The organism is Chromobacterium sp. Panama, from assembly GCF_003052555.1.
In the GTDB taxonomy this organism is placed as follows: Bacteria; Pseudomonadota; Gammaproteobacteria; order Burkholderiales; family Chromobacteriaceae; genus Chromobacterium.
In genome coordinates this window covers 1,236,222-1,254,432 of record NZ_QARX01000001.1, presented here as the reverse complement: position 1 = coordinate 1,254,432, position 18,211 = coordinate 1,236,222, and the positions used below count along the sequence as shown (strand labels likewise).

Annotated in this window: 14 protein-coding genes and 1 pseudogene; 6 read left to right on the top strand and 9 right to left on the bottom strand. The window is 64.2% G+C overall.

What is annotated here, in order from left to right:
- Nucleotides 1–60 precede the first annotated feature (60 nt).
- From DB032_RS05840 to DB032_RS05830, 3 genes are all read right to left on the bottom strand, one after another.
- On the bottom strand, nucleotides 61–1,377 hold the full coding sequence (locus DB032_RS05840) for an amino acid permease (RefSeq protein ID WP_107798640.1): 1,317 nt from the start codon (nucleotides 1,375–1,377) through the stop codon (nucleotides 61–63).
- Between the two features lie 126 nt (nucleotides 1,378–1,503).
- Nucleotides 1,504–2,136, bottom strand: coding sequence for a transcriptional regulator (locus tag DB032_RS05835; protein ID WP_107798639.1), 633 nt, complete (start codon nucleotides 2,134–2,136; stop codon nucleotides 1,504–1,506).
- A 191-nt stretch (nucleotides 2,137–2,327) separates the two neighbouring features.
- Nucleotides 2,328–2,858, bottom strand: a complete 531-nt coding sequence (locus tag DB032_RS05830) for a GNAT family N-acetyltransferase (protein WP_107798638.1) — start codon at nucleotides 2,856–2,858, stop codon at nucleotides 2,328–2,330.
- Between the two features lie 164 nt (nucleotides 2,859–3,022).
- Here DB032_RS05830 and DB032_RS05825 point away from each other — a divergent pair, with 164 nt between their 5' ends.
- Both DB032_RS05825 and serS read left to right on the top strand, forming a co-directional pair.
- Complete coding sequence (locus DB032_RS05825) at nucleotides 3,023–4,339, top strand: replication-associated recombination protein A (RefSeq protein ID WP_107798637.1); 1,317 nt, start codon at nucleotides 3,023–3,025, stop codon at nucleotides 4,337–4,339.
- Nucleotides 4,340–4,365: 26 nt separating this feature from the next.
- Entirely contained in the window at nucleotides 4,366–5,652 is a 1,287-nt protein-coding gene (gene serS / locus DB032_RS05820; RefSeq protein WP_107798636.1) for a serine--tRNA ligase, read from the top strand.
- A 57-nt stretch (nucleotides 5,653–5,709) separates the two neighbouring features.
- On the opposite strand, the gene DB032_RS05815 is transcribed toward serS, so the two are convergent.
- Complete coding sequence (locus DB032_RS05815) at nucleotides 5,710–7,584, bottom strand: bifunctional diguanylate cyclase/phosphodiesterase (RefSeq protein ID WP_233246654.1); 1,875 nt, start codon at nucleotides 7,582–7,584, stop codon at nucleotides 5,710–5,712.
- 313 nt (nucleotides 7,585–7,897) lie between these two features.
- Nucleotides 7,898–8,206, bottom strand: a pseudogene (locus tag DB032_RS24550) (CBS domain-containing protein); the annotation flags it as partial.
- Nucleotides 8,207–8,700: 494 nt separating this feature from the next.
- On the opposite strand from DB032_RS24550, the gene hypF reads away from it, so the two are divergent.
- Nucleotides 8,701–10,992, top strand: a complete 2,292-nt coding sequence (gene hypF / locus DB032_RS05810; protein WP_107798635.1) for a carbamoyltransferase HypF — start codon at nucleotides 8,701–8,703, stop codon at nucleotides 10,990–10,992.
- 60 nt (nucleotides 10,993–11,052) lie between these two features.
- Here hypF and rimO read toward each other — a convergent pair whose 3' ends face one another.
- Entirely contained in the window at nucleotides 11,053–12,378 is a 1,326-nt protein-coding gene (gene rimO / locus DB032_RS05805) for a 30S ribosomal protein S12 methylthiotransferase RimO (RefSeq protein WP_107801704.1), read from the bottom strand.
- A 380-nt stretch (nucleotides 12,379–12,758) separates the two neighbouring features.
- Between rimO and DB032_RS05800 the strand changes: the two genes are divergently transcribed.
- Entirely contained in the window at nucleotides 12,759–13,286 is a 528-nt protein-coding gene (locus tag DB032_RS05800) for a TIGR00645 family protein (protein WP_107798634.1), read from the top strand.
- Nucleotides 13,287–13,311: 25 nt separating this feature from the next.
- Here the strand turns inward: DB032_RS05800 and DB032_RS05795 are convergent, their stop codons facing one another.
- Nucleotides 13,312–14,613 carry a tetratricopeptide repeat protein gene (locus DB032_RS05795; RefSeq protein WP_107798633.1) on the bottom strand — a complete coding sequence of 434 codons (1,302 nt, stop codon included), beginning with the start codon at nucleotides 14,611–14,613 and terminating at the stop codon, nucleotides 13,312–13,314.
- A 293-nt stretch (nucleotides 14,614–14,906) separates the two neighbouring features.
- Complete coding sequence (phaR, locus tag DB032_RS05790; RefSeq protein ID WP_107798632.1) at nucleotides 14,907–15,470, bottom strand: polyhydroxyalkanoate synthesis repressor PhaR; 564 nt, start codon at nucleotides 15,468–15,470, stop codon at nucleotides 14,907–14,909.
- A 200-nt stretch (nucleotides 15,471–15,670) separates the two neighbouring features.
- Between phaR and DB032_RS05785 the strand changes: the two genes are divergently transcribed.
- Together DB032_RS05785 and DB032_RS05780 are read left to right on the top strand one after the other, a co-directional pair.
- A complete protein-coding gene (locus DB032_RS05785; protein ID WP_019101299.1) occupies nucleotides 15,671–16,225 on the top strand; it encodes a phasin family protein in 555 nt (184 codons plus the stop codon).
- A gap of 139 nt (nucleotides 16,226–16,364) precedes the next feature.
- Nucleotides 16,365–17,495 carry a M14-type cytosolic carboxypeptidase gene (locus DB032_RS05780; protein WP_107798631.1) on the top strand — a complete coding sequence of 377 codons (1,131 nt, stop codon included), beginning with the start codon at nucleotides 16,365–16,367 and terminating at the stop codon, nucleotides 17,493–17,495.
- A gap of 64 nt (nucleotides 17,496–17,559) precedes the next feature.
- Here DB032_RS05780 and DB032_RS05775 read toward each other — a convergent pair whose 3' ends face one another.
- The gene (locus DB032_RS05775; RefSeq protein ID WP_107798630.1) at nucleotides 17,560–18,207 is read right to left on the bottom strand and encodes an HAD family hydrolase; all 648 of its coding nucleotides are present in this window, start codon (nucleotides 18,205–18,207) and stop codon (nucleotides 17,560–17,562) included.
- Nucleotides 18,208–18,211: the final 4 nt, after the last annotated feature.

Sequence of the window (18,211 nt, the reverse complement as noted above, 5' to 3'; positions counted from 1 at the left end):
TTCCAATCAAATTAAATCAAAATCTTGCCGCCGCCCGCAAAATGGAACGGCGGCGGAAATTCAGGAGAAGGCCAGGAAGGGCGACACGCACAACAGCAGGCCGGTGGCGATGATGATCTTGAGCGCGCCGCCCTTGTATTTGTGCAGGAAGGGCACTTGGTAGACCAGATAGGCCGGGATCAAGCAACCCACCAGGCCGAAGACCGGGCTGCAGATTGAGGTGAAACTCAGCACCGGCGCGTTCAGCACGATGGCGCCCCAGGACAGCAAAACGGTGAACACCATGATGCCCTTGGCCACCCAATCCGGACGGATGTGCTCCTCCGGCATCACCCGGCGCAGCAGATTCATCGCCAGGCCCTGGCAGGCCTCGCGGAAGCCCAGATAAGCGCCGAAGTACGCGGTCATCACCGCGAAAATATTCAGAATCAGGCTGAACAGCTTGACCATATCGCCCGGCATGCTGCTGGCCACCATGGCCAGGGCCGAGATGTTTTCATGCGAGGCCTTGACCGCCTGCTCATGCCCCATCGCCAGAGTGAAGGACACCGCATAGAAAAAGACGGTGACGAAGAGGATGCCAAAGGCGATGTTCATCGCCCGCATCGCCTTGTATTGCGCCACCTTGCGCGACTTTTCCCGCGCGCGGTAGGAAATCACCATCGGGCTCAGGCTCTGGATGAACAGAATGGAGGTCAGCGTGAACGGCAGCATGATGATGGCGTCCTTGATCAGGCTGCCCACGGACGGAAAAGCGCCCACATTGACCAGCTTCCATTCCGACACCATGGCCAGGCCCAGCACCGCCACCACGCCCAGCTTGGTCAACACCATGCCGGTGGAAATCTTGAACAGCAGTTGCTCGCCGCGGGAGGCCAGCGCCACCAAGAGACAGATCAGGCCCAGGCCGTAGAAGGGGTTGGCGGACAACAAGGTCTCGGTGACGCCGAAGCTGTGCAGAAAGGAGGCGCTGTCGTTGGTGATGGCGGTCGAATACACAAAGACCCAGATCACCAACATGATGAAGTACAGCGCGCCCAGCAAAATGCCCCAGTTCTTGCCCAGGTAGCCGCTGATCACGCTGGGGTAGTCCTTGCACTCGGGGGACTCCGCCAGGGTATTGATGAACAGGCGCTGAAACAGATACATCGCCGGATAGCCGATGACGGACGACAGCAGGAAAACCCACAAGCCCATCAGCCCCACCTGCACCGGCAGGAACACAATGCCGGCGCCTATCGCCATGCCTATGCTCATCACGACCCAACCGCGGTCGATGCCGTCGAAACGCACCGCCTCCCGCCACTCCGCCTCGCTCATTCCCGCGCGCTCGGCAGCGCTTGCCCTGGGCTTGACGCCCACCTGGGTGATGTCCATACTCGTTGATCCTTGTAGTGGTTTCATTGCTGTCCCAAGCGCTCCGGCGCCAACCGGATGCTTGGATGTCCCCGCCGCGCTGCGCCAACAGCGCGGGAAGGGACGACGGACGCGAATCAGAAGCCCTCAGTCACGACACTGCTTCAGATAGCGGTAAAGCGTGGGTTCGGAAATCTCCAGCGCCTGCGCGGCCTTGCCGACGAATCCGCGGACGGAAAACAAGCCGCGCTGATTCAATTCCCGGATCGCCTCCAATTTTTCATCGCCGGACAAGCGCACCGGATCGATCGCGTATTGCTCCAACACGCTTTGCATGATGCCCACGCCCACATCGTCGATACCCTGCGACAGCGTTTCCTGGTGCGGATCGTGAGACAGTTCCGCCGGCAGCAGCGCCTGCACCGCTTCCAGCGCGCGCTTGTAGCGGCTGTCGTCGGAGTTGACGCAAAACATGGCCTGCGCGCGGCCGGCGTCGTCCTTGATCACCAGGGTGGACGAGCGCAGCGATACGCCGCTCCTGGTCTTGCTGCGGTAGTTCAGCCGGTAATCCTCGCCGCCCTTGCCGGAACACTCCCGCGCCATGCTCAAGGCGAGATCGGTGGCCGGCGCGCCGACGCTGCGGCCGGACACATGCCCGTTGCGGATGATTTTGAGCGAAGCGCTGGGATTGGACAGATCGTGCACCGCCACCTCGCTGTCCGGCCCCAACAGGGCGGATACGAAGTCGGCGAGCACTTCGGCGTCTAGATGCAGTTTCATGGCGATGACAAAAAAATTATCACGGCGAGATTCTATGCATCAGATTTCACCCATGTCATGCGCAACCACGAGCGCATTTGACGCGCGTCAAATTCGGCAAAACCGCCAGATTCCACCCTGGTGGAGCCCAATGAAAAAACCCGCCGGCGCGGCGGGTTGCAGAATTCGGGTCAGATCTTCGAGCGCTCGCTTCACAAGGCCTCGTCGGCCAGCAAGCGCCTGGCGAACACCTCCACCGGCGTGTCCGGAATAAAGTCCAAACTCACCCTCCCCTCCACCGCGAAACCCAGTTTGCCCAGCACGCGCGCGGACCCGGCGTTGTCGGGGTGCACCAGGCCCACCAGCCTATCCAGCGCGTAGACGTCCCGCGCCAGACGCAGACAGGCGCGGCCGGACTCGGTGGCGAGGCCCAGGCCCCAGTACTCGGGCAGAAAGCGATAGCCCAGCTCCACCGCGTCCACCGCCGCCATGTATTTCAGGCCGCTGAAGCCGATCACCTCGCCGCTGTCCTTCCACACGCAGGCCACTCGGCCGAAACCGTGTTTTTCGTAGTCCGCCAGCGGGCCGTCGCGCATCGCTTGCAAAGCCTGTTCGCGCGAGCCGAAGGGCGTATTGCCGACATAGCGGATGGCCTCGGCCACGGTGCCGAGCCGGTAAAAAGCGTCCAGGTCGTTTTCGTCGAAGGGCCGCAGAATCAGGCGGCCGGTATCCATGGCTTGCATTGTTTATCCCCTTTGTTCCCCGTCTCATGACGATGGAAACAATTTGCCAGCAATCCCCCGTCCCCGCCAGATTTTTTGCGCCGCAACAAATCCGCGCGACAGCCGCGCCCGGCGGATCAACTGATATACTGTCGCTTTGATTTTCCCCGCCGCAGAACCCCGCCATGAACGATCTGTTTGCCAATGAACCGAAAAAACCGCTGGCTGAAGCGCTGCGTCCCGGCCGCCTCGACGAGGTGATCGGCCAGCGGCACCTGATCGGCCCCGGCAAGCCGCTGCGGCTGGCGGTGGAAGCGAGCACCCCTCACTCGATGATTCTGTGGGGCCCGCCCGGCGTAGGCAAAACCACGCTGGCGCGCATACTCGCCGCCAGCTTCGACGCTGAATTCATCCCGCTGTCGGCGGTGTTCTCCGGCGTCAAGGACATCCGCGAGGCGGTGGAGCGCGCGCACGCCGCGCTGCAGCGCTCCGGCCGCCACACCATTCTGTTCGTCGACGAGGTGCACCGCTTCAACAAGAGCCAGCAGGACGCCTTCCTGCCCTTCGTCGAATCCGGCCTGCTGACCTTCATCGGCGCCACGACGGAAAACCCCTCTTTCGAGGTCAATTCCGCGCTCTTGTCCCGCGCCCAGGTCTATGTGCTCAACAGCCTGGACGAGGAGGAGCTGCGCCAGTTGTTCGAACGCGCCGCCGCCAACGGCGCGCTGGAGGGGCTGAGCTTCGACGACGCCGCCATCGACACCCTGACCGGCTACGCCGACGGCGACGCCCGCCGCTTCCTCAACCTGCTGGAACAGACCCGCACCGCCGCCTACGCGCGCAAGACCGGCCAGATAGACCGCGACTTCCTGTCCGAGGTGCTGACCGTCAACGCGCGCCGCTTCGACAAGGGCGGCGACGATTTCTACGACCAGATCTCCGCGCTGCACAAATCGGTGCGCGGCTCCAATCCGGACGCGGCGCTGTACTGGCTGACGCGGATGCTGGACGGCGGCGCCGACGCGCGCTATCTGGCGCGCCGGCTGGTGCGCATGGCCTGGGAGGACATCGGCCTGGCCGATCCGCGCGCGATGCAGATCGCCAACGACGCCGCCACCACCTACGAGCGCCTGGGCAGCCCGGAAGGCGAACTTGCGCTGGCTCAAGCCGCGCTGTATTTGGCCGTGGCCGCCAAGAGCAACGCCGGCTACAAGGCGTATAATGAGGCCCGCGCCTTCATCAAGCAGGACAAATCCCGGCCGGTGCCGGTACACTTGCGCAATGCGCCCACTCGGCTGATGAAGGAGTTGGGCTACGGCCACGAATACCGTTACGCCCATGACGAACCCCATGCCTACGCCGCCGGCGAGACCTATCTGCCGGAAGGATTGGAAGACATGCGCTGGTATCAGCCGACTCCGCGCGGACTGGAAAGCAAAATAAGGGACAAGCTGGATTTCCTGCGTCAGCTCGACGACGACGCCCGGCAAGACTCCGAATAAGTGAAAGAAACAGGACCAACCTAACCATGCTCGACATCAATCTGCTTCGCAACGACATCGAAGCCGTCGCCGCCCGTCTGGCCGGCCGCGGCTATACCCTGGACACCGCAGCCTTCAACCAGCTGGAGTCCGAACGCAAATCCCTGCAAACCCGCATGCAGGAACTGCAAGCCAAGCGCAACGCCTCCTCCAAGCAGATCGGCGTAGCCAAGGGCAAGGGCGAAGACGTGTCAGCCATCCTGGCCGAAGTGGCGACGCTGGGCGACGAATTGAAAGCCGCCGAACAAGGTTTCGACGCGGTGCAAAAACAGCTGGACGCCTGGCTGATGTCCATCCCCAACCTGCCGCACGAATCGGTGCCGGCGGGCAAGGACGAAAACGACAATGTGGAAGTGCGCCGCGTGGGCGCGCCGCGCCAGTTCGACTTCGAAGTGAAAGACCACGTCGACGTGGGCGCGCCGCTGGGCCTGGATTTCGACACCGGCGCCAAGCTGTCCGGCGCGCGCTTCACCGTGCTCAAGGGCGACATCGCCCGGCTGCACCGCGCCATCGCCCAGTTCATGCTGAACACCCATACCGGCGATCACGGCTACGTCGAGCACTACACCCCCTACATCGTCAACGACAGCGCGCTGCTGGGCACCGGCCAACTGCCCAAGTTCGCCGAAGACATGTTCAAGGTGACCAAAGGCGGCGAAGAAGGCAATGTGGACCAGTACCTGATCTCCACCTCGGAAATCACCCTGACCAACACCGTCAGCAACAGCATCCTCAAGGCCGAGGAGCTGCCGCTGAAACTGACCGCGCACTCGCCCTGCTTCCGCTCGGAAGCCGGCAGCTACGGCCGCGACACCCGCGGCATGATCCGCCAGCACCAGTTCGACAAGGTGGAGATGGTGCGCATCGAGAAGCCGGAAGACTCCTACGCCGCGCTGGAAGACATGGTCGGCCACGCCGAGAACATCCTCAAGGCGCTGGAACTGCCCTACCGCGTGATCACGCTGTGCACCGGCGACATGGGCTTCGGCGCCGCCAAGACTTACGATCTGGAAGTCTGGCTGCCGGCGCAGAACACCTATCGCGAAATCTCCAGCTGCTCCAACTGCGAGGCCTTCCAGTCCCGCCGCATGATGGCGCGCTACAAGGACGAAAACGGCAAGAACCAGCTGGTGCACACGCTGAACGGCTCCGGCCTGGCGGTGGGGCGCACCCTGGTGGCGGTGCTGGAAAACTACCAGAACGCCGACGGCAGCGTGACCATTCCGGCCGTGCTGCGGCCTTACTTCGGCGGCCGCGACAAGATCGGCGGCTAAGCCCCGGTTTACCCTCCGCCGCAGGAAGACAACGGCGCCCGCCATGGGCGCCGTTTTTCATGCCCGCGCCGCCAGCAGCGCCTCGAACTCGGCTCGCGGCAGCGGCTTGCTGAACAGATAACCCTGTCCCAAACGGCAGCCCTGCTGCAACAGGAAGTCCCGCTGCGATTCCAGCTCCACCCCCTCGGCCACCAACTCCAGGCCCAGGCTGCGGCCGATGGAAATGATGGCGCGGGTGATGGCGGCGTCGTCGCCGTCATGGTGCAAGTCCATGATGAAGGAGCGGTCTATCTTCAAGCCCTTGACCGGCAGCCGCTTCAAATAGGACAGCGAGGAATAGCCGGTGCCGAAATCGTCGATGGACAGATAGACGCCCAGCTCGCGCAGCCGCTGCAAGGCTTCCACCATGCCGCAGTCCTCGTCCATCGCCACGCTCTCGGTGATTTCCAGCTCCAGTTCGCCGCTATCCAGGCCATGCCGGCGCAGCGTGTGCGCCACCGTGTCGGCGAAGCTGCCGTACTTGAGCTGGCGGCCGGACACATTGACCGCGATCCGCCCCGGGGTCAGGCCCTGTCTCCGCCACAGCGCCCAGTCGCGGCAAGCGGTGTCCAGCACCCATTCGCCCATCGGCACCATCAGCGAGCCGTCCTCGGCAATGGGGATGAACTTGGCCGGCGCCATCAGGCCCAGCTCAGGATGACGCCAACGCAGCAAGGCCTCGGCCCCCACCACCCGCCGCGTGGCCAATTCCACCTTGGGCTGATACCACACCTCCAGCTCCTCTTGGGCCAAGGCGCGGTGCAGGCTGTACTCCAGCTTCAGCCTCTCCATCGCCCGCGCGTTCATGTCCGAGGTGTAGAACTGGAAATTGTTCTTGCCGCGCTCCTTGGCCTGGTACATCGCCGAGTCCGCGTTCACCAACAGGGCGTCCGCGCTGACCCCGTCCTCCGGATACATGCTGATGCCTATGCTGGCCGAGATGAACAGTTCGTGGCCGGTCAGGCCGGACTGCTCGGTGACGCCGTCCAGCAGTTGCTGCGCCAGCGCCGCCACCTGGGTGACCCGTTCCACCGTCGGCAGCAAGAGGATGAACTCGTCGCCGGACAGCCTGGCCACGGTGGAGTGCGGCGGCGCGTGCTGCAACAGCACCGAGGCGATGCGCACCAGCAATTCATCGCCGGCGTGATGGCCCAGGGTGTCGTTGACCAGCTTGAAGCGGTCCAGATCGACGAACAACAAGGCGAACTGGACCTGGATCGGCGGCGCCCGCTCTATCGCCTCCTGCAAGCGCTCCAGAAACAGCGTCCGGTTCGGCAAGCCGGTCAGCGCGTCGTGATTGGCCAGAAAATGCAGCCGCTCCTCGGACTGCTTGCGCTGGGTGATGTCGGAGAACACCGCCACGTAATGCAGGCATTCGCCGTCCGCGTCGCGGATGGCGGTAATGCTCAGATGCTCGGTGTACAGCAAGCCGCCCTTGCGGCGGTTGACCACCTCGCCTTGCCAGACTCCGCTCTCTTTCAGGCTTTGCCACAGCTTCTGGTAGAAATCCGCCGGCTGTCGGCCGGACTTGAGCAAGGCGGGCGTGCGGCCCAGCGCCTCCTGGCTGCTGTAGCCGGTGATGCGGCTGAACGCCGGGTTCACCATCTGGATCACCCCGTTGCCGTCGGTGATCAGAATGCCTTCCAGCGTCGATTCGAACACCTTGTCCGCCAGCAACAAGCTGCGCCGCGAATGCAGCAGCGCGTCGTCTCGCTCGCGCAAGGCGGAGTGCAATTCCTGCAGAAACTCCTGCTCCACCATCTGGATGATGTCGCGAAAACCCAGCAGCTGCAGCAGAACGCCGTCGGCGTCGTACACCGCCAGATGACGGATCTTGTGCTGCAGGATCAACTGCCTGGCCTGCAATAGGCTGCTGCCGTCGCGCACGCCCATACAGCGGCCAGGAGCAGGCTTCGGCCAAGGTCGCCGGCGCGCGCCCCTCGGCCAGCAGCCGCAATAGGTCGCGCAGGGTCAGGATGCCGTAGTCGCCGTTGTCGAAGCGCACCGCCAAGGCGGTGGCGCCCTGCAGCCGCATCAGGGCCAGCGCTTGCTCCGGCGAGTCCGCCGCCCCCAGCTGGCACAAGGGCGCCGCGCGGTCCGCCACCACTCGCCGCACGCCCAGAAAGGATTCGCTGCCCTGACTCAATACGATATCGGTCAGCGACACCACGCCGCACGGCTTGCCGGCCTGTTCCACCAGCGCATGCCGGATGCCGCGCTCGCGGAATAGCGCCACCACCTCGCTCACCGGCAGATCGTGCGGCAACACCACCAAGGGCGCGCTCATCGCGCCGCCCACCGGCCGCATGCCTGCCGCGCCGTCCAGCCGGTCCAGCGCCAGCGCGTCGGCCTCGGTCCAAATCCCCAGCGGCCGTCCCGCCTCATCCTGCACCACGATGGAGCCGCAGCCCGCCAGCAACATGCGCCGCGCCGCTTCCGCCAGCGGCGTATCCGCCGCGCACGCCAGGATGTCAGGGCTAGAGATTTCTTTTATACACTGTTTTAAGTAATACATTAACAATCCAAGCCGGGCTGTTCACGTAAAAATTCCAAATGGCATTATAACGATGCAAACCGCCGTCATGTAGTCGGATTGCAACAGCCCCGCCCCGCAGCGGCGTCGAGACCCGAGATCTCCGCTCCGCTCCCGTCCCTCCCTCCCGCAGCGCATTCCCTTTGCATTCAGTAAATCGTCAAATACTCATATACATGATCTAGGACAAAGCGCGAGACCGGGGAGCGCTGCTAGGCTGGCAACAGAATCGGCGAATTTAAATTCACCAAGGAAATGACAAAGGTATTGCGCATCGCAGCAAAACCTCTAAGAGCCTGTTGACGATCCCTCAAGCCGGAGCGGGACCAGGCGTTGCGGCGGAGACAGCGGAATGCATGCTTAGCACATCGGCATTCCCAACGCAGCACTCACCGCGCAGCGGATCGTGAACGGCCTCTCGGACTGGCGGCATTGCGCATGACCTGCCCTACCACCCACACAGCGACACAAGCACCATGAGCCAACAACGCATCCACCTATCGGTTCAGGGCCGGGTTCAAGGCGTCGGCTTCCGTCCCTTCATCTGGCGCACGGCCAGCGAATGCGGCCTCACCGGCTTTGTCCGCAACAGCGGCGAAGGCGTAACGCTGGAACTGCAGGGCGAACCGCAGGCGCTGAGCGCCTTCCGGCAGGCGCTGCGAACCCGGCTGCCGCCGCTGGCGCACATCGACGCGCTGCAAGAACGCGACATCCCGCTGCGCGACGCCGAACAACGCTTTCAAATAGAAGAAAGCAGCGGCGCGGTCACTCACGCCCGGCTGCCGGCCGACGTGGCCACCTGTCCGCGCTGCGTGGAGGAGTTGTTCACCCCCGGCGACCGCCGCTACCGCTTTCCCTTCATCAACTGCACCGATTGCGGACCACGCTACACCGTCACCCACCGGCTGCCTTACGACCGCGCCAACACCAGCATGCTGGCCTTTCCGCTGTGCCCGGTCTGCCGCCAGGAATACCTGGACCCGAACAGCCGCCGCTTTCACGCCGAGCCCACCGCCTGCCCGGTGTGCGGCCCCAAGCTGCAACTGACCGACCGCTTCGGCCAAAGCCTGAACGGCGACCCCATCGTCGGCGCGGTGCAAATCCTCAATATGGGCCGCAGCATCGCGATGAAAGGCCTGGGCGGCTTCCATCTGGTCTGCGACGCGGCCAGCCCGGCGGCGGTATCGCGGCTGCGCCAACTCAAGCATCGCCCCGGCAAGCCGCTGGCCATCATGGCCTTGAACGTGGAATCCATCCGCGCGCTCTGCCACGTCAGCGAGGAAGAAGCCGCCTGGCTGCAGCGCCCGGAACGCCCCATCGTGCTGTTGAACAAGAAGCCCGAAGCCGACCAGTTGCTGCCGGACATCGCCCCCGGCCTGTCCGCGCTGGGCGTGATGCTGCCCTACACCCCGCTGCAATGGCTGCTGTTCCACGAAGCGCTGGGCCGCCCGGGCGGCGCCAGCTGGCTGCGCCAGCCCTGCTCGCGGCTGTGGGTGATGAGCAGCGCCAATCTGTCCGGCGAGCCCATCGTCACCGGCAACCAGGAAGCGCGCGAGCGGCTGAACCAGGTCGCCGACGTCTTCCTGCTGCACAACCGCGCCATCGTCACCCGTTGCGACGACAGCGTGGTGTCGCTGGAACGGCGCCGGCCGCTGCTGTTCCGCCGCGCGCGCGGCTTCGTGCCGGACCCGGTGCCGCTGGCGCTGGACGGCCCGCCGGTGCTGGCGCTGGGCGCCTATATGAAGGCCACCGCCACCGTGCTGCGCGGCAAGGACGCCTTCGTGTCGCAATACATCGGCGCGCTCAACCATCCGCTGACCTGCGAGGCGCTGCAGCAGGCGGCCGACCATCTGCTCGACCTCACCGGCGTCGCCCCGCAGGCGGTGGCCTGCGATCTGGAAACCGGCACCTACTCCAGCCTGTTGGCCGAACACCTGTCCAAGCAATGGGAGGTGCCGCTGATCCGGGTTCAGCACCATCACGCCCACCTGGGCGCGGTGCTGGCCGAACACGGCGTGACCGAGCCGGCGCTGGGCCTGGCGCTGGACGGCTACGGCCTGGGCCACAACAACGGCGCCTGGGGCGGTGAAATGATGCTGGTGGACGGCGACAGCTGCGAGCGCATCGGCCACATCTCGCCGCTGCCGCTGCCCGGCGTGGGCCGCAGCCGGCTGCCGCCGTGGAAGCTGGCCGTGGCCTTGTGGCAAACCCTGGAACTGGGACCGCTGCCGCCGCGGCTGGCGGCCCAGCCCGGCGCCCAGCAATTGGAGAAGCAGCTCGCCATCCGCCGCGACTGCCAGGACAGCACCAGCCTGGGCCGCTGGTTCGGCGCCATCGCCGGCCTGACCCGCCAATGCGGGGTGGAAACCTTCGAAAGCGAAGCCGCGCAAAGACTGGAGGCTCAGGCCGGACCGGCCGAGCCGCTGGCCGGCGGCTGGCGCACCCGCGCCAATCTGCTGGACCTGACGCCGCTGGCGCGCCATCTTTGCGGGCTGGACGACGACCAGGCCATCGCCAGCCTGTGGCACGCCACGCTGGCCGCCGCGCTGGCGGACTGGGCGATCAAGGCGGCGCGCACCACCGGCACCCGCATCGTGGCGCTGGCCGGCGGCTGCTGCGGCAATCGCCAGTTGATGGCGCAACTGCTGCCGCTGCTGGAGCAGGCCGGCCTGCGTCCGCTGACCGCGGAGCAGCTGCCGCCCAACGACGGCGGCCTGAGCCTGGGCCAGGCCTGGGTGGCGCGCCAGCGCCTGCTGCGCCGGAGCTGAAATGAAAACGGCGCGTCGCCAGAAAGCGACGCGCCGCGTGGATCGGCTCTTGTCGGCGGATCAGGACGACAGGCGCTCGCCCCACAGATCGTGCTCGCTGCAATCGACGATCTTCACCGAATAGAACTCGCCCGCGCGCATGCCGGCGGCGTCCTCGACGAACACCAGGCCGTCGATCTCCGGCGCGTCCGCGTAGCTGCGGCAAATCGCCGTGCCTTCGTCGTCGATCTCGTCCACCAGCACCTGCATGGTCTGGCCGACGCGGCGCTCCAGGCGACGCGCGCTGATCTCTTCCTGCACCGCCATGAAACGCTCTTTGCGCGCCTCCTTCACCGCTTCCGGCACCGGGTTCGGCAAATCGTTGGCCGTGGCGCCTTCCACCGGCGAATAGGTGAAACAGCCTACGCGGTCCAGTTCCGCCTCGCGGATAAAGCTCAGCAATTCTTCGAAGTCTTCTTCGGTCTCGCCGGGGAAACCGACGATGAAGGTGGAGCGGATCACCAGTTCCGGACAGATCTCGCGCCATTTCTTGATGCGCGCCAACACATTGTCGCTATTGGCCGGACGCTTCATCAGCTTCAGCACCTTCTGGCTGGCGTGCTGGAACGGGATATCCAGATAGGGCAGGATCTTGCCGTCGCGCATCAGCGGAATCACCTCGTCCACATGCGGATACGGGTAGACGTAATGCAGACGCACCCAAATGCCGTGGCGGCCCAGTTCCTCGCACAGCTCGGTCATCCGGGTCTTCACCGGACGGCCGTTGTGGAAGCCCAGCTTGTACTTGGTGTCCACGCCGTAAGCCGAGGTGTCCTGCGAGATCACCAGGATTTCCTTGACCCCGGCCTTGGCCAGGTTCTCCGCCTCACGCAGCACATCGTGAATCGGCCGGCTTTCCAGATCCCCGCGCATGGACGGGATGATGCAGAAGGTGCAGCGATGGTTGCAGCCTTCGGAAATCTTCAGATAGGCGTAATGCTTGGGCGTCAGCCGCACGCCGATGTCCGGCACCAGATCGACGAAGGGATCGTGAGGCTTGGGCAGATGCGCGTGCACCGCGCTCATCACCTCGTCGGTGGCGTGCGGGCCGGTCACGGCCAAGACCGACGGATGCGCGTCGCGCACCACATCGCCCTTGGCCCCCAGACAGCCGGTGACGATGACCTTGCCGTTCTCGTTCAGAGCTTCGCCGATCGCGTCCAGGGACTCGGCCACGGCGGAATCGATGAAGCCGCAGGTGTTGACCACCACCAGGTCGGCGCCGGCGTAACTGCCGGAAATATCGTAGCCTTCGGCGCGAAGGCGGGTCAGGATCTGCTCGGAGTCGCTGGAGGCTTTGGGACAGCCCAGCGACACGAAGCCGATGCTTGGAATCTTGTCTGCCATGATGATGGCCTTGCTGAAGAAAAACGCGAGAGTATACAACGATTTGACAGGCGATGCGCAGCGTTCGGAGGGGTTTGCGCCGCGGGCTCGCCGATTCGTTTTCACCCCGCCGGCGCAGGGCCGGATGCGGACGCCGCCGAGCGACGCTCTCCTTTCAGACCTCACTTGATAGTAAAATCCGACGCCTCCATATAGGCCTGAGAGCCGGTTCAAAGTCTCGCGAGCTGGGGCGAGACAAGGCGACAACGGCTGTAAAGCGGAATGTGGCAGTGATGCATGAGCATTTCGAAGCCGGTTTCAACGCCCTGGTCTAAAATCCCGCCGCCGCGCCGCAGACTTTGAACAGCTTCTGAGCCGTCAACCCCTCACACGATACCGATATGAAAACTCTCGTTTCACGCATGGAGTCCCTGATTTTCGCCAGCCGCTGGCTGCAGGCTCCGCTCTACCTTGGCCTCATCGTCGCCCAGGGGGTGTACGTCTATAAGTTTCTGCTAGAACTGATCCACTTGGTCGCCGACGCCTCCAGCATGACGGAAACCCAGATCATGCTGATCGTGCTGGGCCTGATCGACGTGGTGATGATCGCCAATCTGCTGATCATGGTGGTGGTGGGCGGCTACGAAACCTTCGTCTCCAAGATCGACAGTCTGAACAGCCACGAGGACCGGCCGGAATGGCTGTCCCATGTCAACGCCGGCGTGCTGAAGACCAAGCTGTCGCTGGCGCTGATCAGCATCTCCTCCATCCATCTGCTGAAAACCTTCATCAGCGCGTCCAATCTGGGCAGCCCCGGCAATCCGCTCACCGAGCAGGGCGTGATGTGGCAGGTGGTGATCCATTGCACCTTCCTGCTGTCCGCGCTGGTGATGGCCTGGACCGACAAGCTGATGCAAAGCAAGCACTGAGCGCCGGCGCCCGCAAAGGCCTTGACTAAGGCATGCGCTCGGCGCAATAGAAAGCGCCGGGCACCGGACACCCCGCCTCCTCCCGCAACATCATGTCCCGGCGCTCCCGCAACGCCAACCCGCACGCCGCCAGCAGCCCCTCCACCCAGTCCGGATCGTGCAGATAGCGCCCGCAGGGCTGCAGCCGGTGCCCGCCCGGCAAAGCCCGCGGCGCGCGCTCTATGCTGAACAGCAGCAAGCCGCCCGGTTTGAGCGCGCGCGCCATCCAGTTCAGGGCCGGCTCCAGATCTCCAAAATAGCTGAGCGTGTCCAGGCAGCAGATCAGATCGACCGGCAATGGAGCCGTCGCCAGGAATTCGATGATGTCGCCCTGGGTCAAGACGTCGTACACGCCCTTGTCCGCGGCGCGCGCCAGCATTTCGCCGCTGAGATCCACCCCCTGCAAGCGGCGCGCATACGGCCGCAAGACCCCGCCGGCCAGGCCGGTGCCGCAGCCCAGATCCAGCGCGTCCAGAGCGGCCTGCGGCGGCGCCAATCGTTCCAGACATTGCGCCAGCCACTGCGGCCCCTGGTAATGCAGGTTGGTCAGGGTGGCGTCAAACGCCTCGGCGTTGGCGTCGAAAGTCCGCCGGATGAATTCCGGGCTGCACTGCGGCGGCGGCTCCGCGCCGCCGCAAGCGGCCAACAGATGCAAGGCCACCGGATCGTCCGGCGCTTGCGCCAGCCAGTCATGCAACAAGGCCAGGGCCGCGTCGCGCTGATCCAGCTCGCAATGCGCCTCGATGCGCGCGATCGGCCCATGCGCGGCCGGCTGGGCCACGATGCCCAACGCATTGTGGCGCCGCGCCTCGGCATGGCGCTCCTGTCGCAAACACAGGCCGGCCAGCAGGAAGTGCGCGTCGGCGCAGCCGGCGTCCGCGCTCAGCGCTTGCCGGCACGCCTGTTCCGCGGCGGCGAAATCGCCGTCCTGCTCGCAGGCGGCGGCCAGATTGGTCCAATACATGGGCTGGCCGCCGTCCAGCGCCGCGGCCGCGGCGAAAGCTCGCCGCGCGTCGCCCGAACGGCCCTGGCGCGCCTGCGCCATGCCCAGGCTGAAATGCCAGTCCGCATGGCCCGCCTCCGCGGCGATCGCCTCGCTCAGCCAGACTTCGGCCTCGGCCGGGCGCTGCGTCTGCAGCAAGAGGAAAGCCAGAAAGGATTTGGCCGCGGCGCACGCGGGCCAATCGCGCAGGCAGGCGCGATAAGCCCGCTCCGCCTCGGCCCAATCGCCGTCCAGATGGCTGCGCTGCGCCGCGCGCAGGCGGGCGCTCAGCGCTTCGGCGGACATGGCGCGGCGCCTTGCCGGCCTGGCCGGCTAGAGTCGTCAATGGGAAATGGGGAAAATCGAAACACGGCGGACGCCGTGCAAGAGTAGCGGGCGCCGCTAACGGCGCCCGGCATCCAACATGCGGGAATCGGCATGGCAAGCCCTCCGGGGGCAAGCGGCGGATGGAAACGGACAGGCGGCCGTTCCAGCCGGCCGCCTGCGCCTTAGAGTCTGTTTGCGATCTGCTGCGCTGCGCGCGATACGACGTTGAAAACGCCTTGTCTCGCTGGCTCGCGAGATCGTACACGCGCTCTTTAGGACGGGTCCTTGTCGTCCTCGCCCTGCTTGTAAGCCGGGAAGGCGAAACCGCCGAACAGTTGCTTGGTCTGTTCCTGCATCCGATTCTGCATGTCCAGGAACATGCTGGTGCTCTGTTCCATGTAGTTGGCCATCATGTTCTGCACCGCCGGCCCCTGAAATTTCATGAACTCGCCCCACAGATTGGCGTTCAACATGGTGTTGTCGCCGTAAATCGCGCGGGTTTGTTCCTGCATTTTCTGCTGCAGCTGGGCGAACAGTTGCAGATTGTTCTCCAGGAAGGGCCCCATCATGCCCTGCATGGCCTGGCCGTAGGAGCGGATGAACTGGGTCAGCACCTCGTAGCTGAACATCGGCATGCCGCCGTTCTCCTCCTCCAGGATGATCTGCAACAGCACACTGCGGGTGATGTCCTCTTGGCTCTTGGCGTCGACGACTTGAATATCCACATTATCAAGCACCAATTGCTTCACATCCCCCAAGGTGATGTAGGAACTGGTGGCGGTATCGTACAGCCGGCGGTTCGGGTACTTTTTGATGACCCGCTTTTCAACACTCATGTAACGCTCCCGGTTTATTTTGGTACGGTGTGCCGTGTGCCGGCAATTTATCATAAATACAACACGCTAGAGTAAATCTTCAGTCAGTGCTCCCAATTTTGCTGCAATGCATGATACATTTACTCGTCATTGTGCAGTGCAAAATTTTTGATTCAGACTATCTCCTTTTAAGGTCTCACCCCACAGCGGAGGAATACATTATGTCCATCAGCAATGAGCAACTGAACAAGCTGTCCCTGAACGGTCTGGAAACCATTTTCCGCTTTTCGCAAATCACTCTGGATAGCGCCGAGCGCCTGGTCAAGCTGAACCTGGAGATCTCCAAGCAGTCGCTGGAAGAAAACGTCAAAATCGCCAAGCAGCTGAGCGGCGTGACCGACCCGCAAGAAGCGGTTAGCCACCTGAACAAGCTGGCCACCCAGAACATCGACACCGCTCTGGCCAATTCCCGCAATCTGTACGACATCGTCTCCTCCGCTCAAAGCGAACTGACCAAGCTGGCCGAAGAAAACCTGGGCAGCTTCAACAAGTCGCTGATCGGCGCGATCGAGTCCGCAGCCAAAAACGCTCCGGCCGGCTCCGACGCCGCGCTGAACGCGGTGAAAAGCTCGGTAGCCGCCGCCGCCGCCGCGGTCAACACCTTCAGCAAAGCCGCCCAGCAAGTGGTGGAGTTCACCGACAGCAGCGTCAAGGCCGCCACCAGCGCCACCGCCGACGCGGTGAAGACCGCCAGCAAGCGCGCACCCACCGCTTAAGTCCAGTTTCAGGCTAAAGCGCAACCCCGTCCAGCCGACGGGGTTTTTCTTTGCCTTGCGCCTGAGGATGGCATGTGAGCGGCGACAGGTTTACAATCTCCGCCTTAAGCACGTTTCAGGAAACCAATAGGTTCAGCGCATGAAAATCAGCAGCAATTTTGACGCCGGCAGCATCGAGATCGTCTCCGCCGACAACTACGAAGACATCCAACTGCGCATCCGCCGCGACAATGCGGCCGATTTCGCCCAGTGGTTCTACTTCCGCGTGCAAGGCGCCGCTTATCAGCACTGCACCTTCAATTTCCTGAACGCCGGCGAAAGCGCCTATCCGGACGGCTGGGTCGACTACCAGGCGGTGGCCTCCTACGACCGCATCAACTGGTTCCGCGTGCCCACCCACTACGAAAACGGCGTGATGACGATAGATCACGTGCCGCTGTCCGGCAGCATCTACTACGCCTATTTCGAACCCTATTCCTACGACCAGCATCTGAACCTGATCGGTCAGGCGCAGGGCTCCGGCCTGTGCCAGGTCAGCGACCTGGGCTTTACCGTGCAGCAGCGCGACATCAATCTGCTGACCATAGGCCACGAGGTGGAATCGGATCTCAAGATCTGGATCATCGCCCGTCAGCATCCGGGCGAAACCATGGCCGAATGGTTCATCGAAGGCCTGCTCAACCGCCTGCTGGACCCGCAGGACCCCACCAGCCGCGCGCTGCTGGACCGCGCCACTTTCTACGTGGTGCCCAATATGAACCCGGACGGCTCGGTGCTGGGCAATCTGCGCACCAACGCCGCCGGCGCCAACCTGAACCGCGAATGGGCGGCCCCCAGCGCGGAGAGCAGCCCGGAAGTGCTGGCGGTGCGCAACAAGATGCAGGAAACCGGCGTGGACCTGTTCCTGGACATCCACGGCGACGAGAACATTCCTTATGTGTTCCTGGCCGGCACCGAAGGCGTGCCGTCGTGGAACGAGCGCCTGGAAACCCTGGCCGATCAGTTCCGCCACCACCTGCTGCTGGCCAGCCCGGACTACCAGACCGAACACGGCTACCCGCGCAACGCGCCGGGCAAGGCCAATATGACCATCGCCACCAACTGGGTGTGCGAACACTTCGGCTGTCTCGCCTTCACGCTGGAGATGCCGTTCAAGGACAACGCCAATCTGCCGGACGACGACTTCGGCTGGAGCGGCCAGCGCAGCCTGCGCCTGGGCGAGGCGGCCTTGTCGCCCATCTATGCGATTGCGCAGAACCTGCGCGCCTGAGAACCACCAGGCCGAAACCAAAAAAGCCACGGAGAACCGTGGCTTTTTTCATGCCCGCCGTCGCTCAAACGTGGTCGAGCAATTGCAGCGGATGATCGATGGCGATATCGGCGCCCCACTCCGCCGGCCGGTCGCTGTCGGCGATGTAACCCCAATTGGCCAACACCGTCTTCATGCCCACGCTGCGGCCGGCGGCGATGTCGCGCTCGGCGTCGCCCACGTACAGGCAATGCTCAGGCGCGATGCCGATCCGCTCGGCGGCGAAGCGCATCGGCCGCGGATCCGGTTTGGGCACGCCCACGGTGTCGCCGCTGACCGTCACCGCCGGCGCCGCGATGAAAGGCAGCGAAGGCACCAGACGGTCGGTGAAGCGCATCGGCTTATTGGTGATGATGCCCCACAGCAAGCCCTTGTCCATCAAGCCCTGGATCAGGCCGTTGACGCCGTCGAACAGGACGGTCTCGTCGGCGAAGCTGTGCTCGTAGTGATCCAGAAAGCGCAAGCGATATTCCTCGAAACGCGGATGCTCGCGGTCGATGCCGAAGCCCAGGCTGACCAGCCCGCGCGCGCCGTGGCTGGCGATGGGACGCACCGCCGCGTACGGCTGCGGCGGCAGCCCCTCCTCGGCCAGCAGGCGGTTGAGCGCGGCGCCCAGATCGCGCGCGGTGTCGGCCAAGGTGCCGTCCAGATCGAATAGAACTGCCTTGATCATGATT

Coding starts and splice junctions, on each gene's coding strand:
- DB032_RS05840 (WP_107798640.1), bottom strand. CDS start 1,377: ATGGACATCACCCAGGTGGGCGTCAAGCCCAGGGCAAGCGCTGCCGAG.
- DB032_RS05835 (WP_107798639.1), bottom strand. CDS start 2,136: ATGAAACTGCATCTAGACGCCGAAGTGCTCGCCGACTTCGTATCCGCC.
- DB032_RS05830 (WP_107798638.1), bottom strand. CDS start 2,858: ATGCAAGCCATGGATACCGGCCGCCTGATTCTGCGGCCCTTCGACGAA.
- DB032_RS05825 (WP_107798637.1), top strand. CDS start 3,023: ATGAACGATCTGTTTGCCAATGAACCGAAAAAACCGCTGGCTGAAGCG.
- serS (WP_107798636.1), top strand. CDS start 4,366: ATGCTCGACATCAATCTGCTTCGCAACGACATCGAAGCCGTCGCCGCC.
- DB032_RS05815 (WP_233246654.1), bottom strand. CDS start 7,584: ATGGGCGTGCGCGACGGCAGCAGCCTATTGCAGGCCAGGCAGTTGATC.
- hypF (WP_107798635.1), top strand. CDS start 8,701: ATGAGCCAACAACGCATCCACCTATCGGTTCAGGGCCGGGTTCAAGGC.
- rimO (WP_107801704.1), bottom strand. CDS start 12,378: ATGGCAGACAAGATTCCAAGCATCGGCTTCGTGTCGCTGGGCTGTCCC.
- DB032_RS05800 (WP_107798634.1), top strand. CDS start 12,759: ATGAAAACTCTCGTTTCACGCATGGAGTCCCTGATTTTCGCCAGCCGC.
- DB032_RS05795 (WP_107798633.1), bottom strand. CDS start 14,613: ATGTCCGCCGAAGCGCTGAGCGCCCGCCTGCGCGCGGCGCAGCGCAGC.
- phaR (WP_107798632.1), bottom strand. CDS start 15,470: ATGAGTGTTGAAAAGCGGGTCATCAAAAAGTACCCGAACCGCCGGCTG.
- DB032_RS05785 (WP_019101299.1), top strand. CDS start 15,671: ATGTCCATCAGCAATGAGCAACTGAACAAGCTGTCCCTGAACGGTCTG.
- DB032_RS05780 (WP_107798631.1), top strand. CDS start 16,365: ATGAAAATCAGCAGCAATTTTGACGCCGGCAGCATCGAGATCGTCTCC.
- DB032_RS05775 (WP_107798630.1), bottom strand. CDS start 18,207: ATGATCAAGGCAGTTCTATTCGATCTGGACGGCACCTTGGCCGACACC.